Source organism: Cytobacillus massiliigabonensis, assembly GCF_900199725.1.
Classification (GTDB): Bacteria; Bacillota; Bacilli; order Bacillales; family Cytobacillaceae; genus Cytobacillus; species Cytobacillus massiliigabonensis.
Genome location: NZ_LT904904.1, coordinates 2,739,812 through 2,741,935 on the forward strand (window position 1 = coordinate 2,739,812; position 2,124 = coordinate 2,741,935).

At 37.0% G+C, this 2,124-nt stretch carries 2 protein-coding genes; both read left to right on the top strand.

The window, feature by feature from the left end; translation table 11 throughout:
- Positions 1-54: 54 nt before the first annotated feature.
- Positions 55-1,403, top strand: a protein-coding gene (locus tag C1726_RS24720) for an IS3 family transposase (RefSeq protein ID WP_102275580.1) whose coding sequence is annotated in 2 segments (ribosomal slippage) — positions 55-514 and positions 514-1,403 — 1,350 coding nt in all. Because the reading frame shifts where the segments join, the coding sequence is not laid out codon by codon here.
- Positions 1,404-1,472: 69 nt separating this feature from the next.
- On the top strand, positions 1,473-1,982 hold the full coding sequence (locus C1726_RS24725; protein WP_102275581.1) for a helix-turn-helix domain-containing protein: 510 nt from the start codon (positions 1,473-1,475) through the stop codon (positions 1,980-1,982).
- The last annotated feature ends 142 nt before the right edge of the window (positions 1,983-2,124 follow it).

Sequence of the window (2,124 nt, forward strand, 5' to 3'; positions counted from 1 at the left end):
TGAACTGCACCCCAATTGTTAGACACAACTAACAATTGGAGGTGCAGTTTTTTTATGGCCAAATATTCATTTGAGTTAAAACTTGAGGCGGTATTAGACTATTTAAATGGAAAAGAGTCTATTCGAGCAGTTGCTAGGCGTTTCAATGTAAGTAAAACCCCCTTAGAAACTTGGATAGCTCAATATAGAGAAAATGGTGAAAATGGATTAATTTCATCCTATACAAACTATGATATTCATTTTAAAATGGACGTACTAAATTATATGAGCGAACTTGGAGCGTCTTTTAAACAAGCAGCGGCTGTGTATAACATTTCTTCTCCTTCTACAATTCTTCAATGGCAAAGGCAGGTTGAAGAATCAGGTGTGGACGCTCTATTTCCAAAGAAAAAGGGGCGTCCATCCATGAAAAAGGAAACAAAAAAATCATTACCTGTAGAGGGTTCAATGGAGGCATTACAAGCTGAAAATGAGCGTTTACGCATGGAGAATGCCTATTTAAAAAAGTTACAGGCCTTAATTCAAGAAAAGGAAAAATCACCGAACAAGAAAAGGCAAAAATAATATTTGAATTAAGGCATGATTTTAAGGTGAGTGAGTTAGTTAAGATTGCCGAAATTGCCCGTAGTACGTATTACTATTGGGTAAAGCAAATGGAACGGCCAGATAAATACAAAGAACTGAAGGAGTTAATTAAGGAGATTTTTGAGGAACATCAGGGGCGTTATGGTTACTGTCGGATTACATTAGAATTACGCAACAGAGGGTATGTAATCAATCATAAAACGATCCGACGTCTAATGAATGAGCTGGGATTAAAATGTCTCGTTCGAATGAAAAAATATCGGTCATACCGAGGACAAGTGGGCAAAACTACAGCTAATATATTAGAACGGGATTTTCATGCATCTAAGCCTAACAAGAAGTGGGTGACTGATGTGACAGAATTTCACCTGCATGGGGAAAAGCTATATTTATCGCCCATTCTCGACTTATATAATGGTGAGATAATAGCTTATAATATAGAGCAACGCCCTGTATATCCACTGGTTTCTAAAATGTTGGACAAGGCCATTGAGCGATTAAACGAGGGAGAAACCCCCATCCTCCATTCTGATCAAGGCTGGCATTATCAGATGAAGCAGTATCAATTTGCATTAAAAAAACATGGTATCATTCAAAGTATGTCCCGTAAGGGGAACTGCTTGGATAACGCAGTCATGGAGAACTTCTTTGGCTTATTAAAGTCTGAATTGCTTTATTTGAAGAAATTCGAGAGTGTGGAGCATTTTAAAATAGAGTTAGAAAAATACATTCACTATTATAACCACAAACGGATTAAGGCAAAGTTAAAAGGCATGAGTCCAGTGCAATACCGAACTCATGCCCAAGTAGCTGCCTAAACCCCATGTCTAACTTTTTGGGTTCAGTTCANGTTAGACACAACTAACAATTGGAGGTGCAGTTTTTTTATGGCCAAATATTCATTTGAGTTAAAACTTGAGGCGGTATTAGACTATTTAAATGGAAAAGAGTCTATTCGAGCAGTTGCTAGGCGTTTCAATGTAAGTAAAACCCCCTTAGAAACTTGGATAGCTCAATATAGAGAAAATGGTGAAAATGGATTAATTTCATCCTATACAAACTATGATATTCATTTTAAAATGGACGTGCTAAATTATATGAGCGAACTTGGAGCGTCTTTTAAACAAGCAGCGGCTGTGTATAACATTTCTTCTCCTTCTACAATTCTTCAATGGCAAAGGCAGGTTGAAGAATCAGGTGTGGACGCTCTACTTCCAAAGAAAAAGGGGCGTCCATCCATGAAAAAGGAAACAAAAAAATCATTACCTGTAGAGGGTTCAATGGAGGCATTACAAGCTGAAAATGAGCGTTTACGCATGGAGAATGCCTATTTAAAAAAGTTACAGGCCTTAATTCAAGAAAAGGAAAAATCACCGAACAAGAAAAGGCAAAAATAATATTTGAGTTAAGGCATGATTTTAAGGTGAGTGAGTTAGTTAAGATTGCCGAAATTGCCCGTAGTACGTATTACTATTGGGTAAAGCAAATGGAACGGCCAGATAAATACAAAGAACAAAAGGAGTTAATTAAGGAGATTTT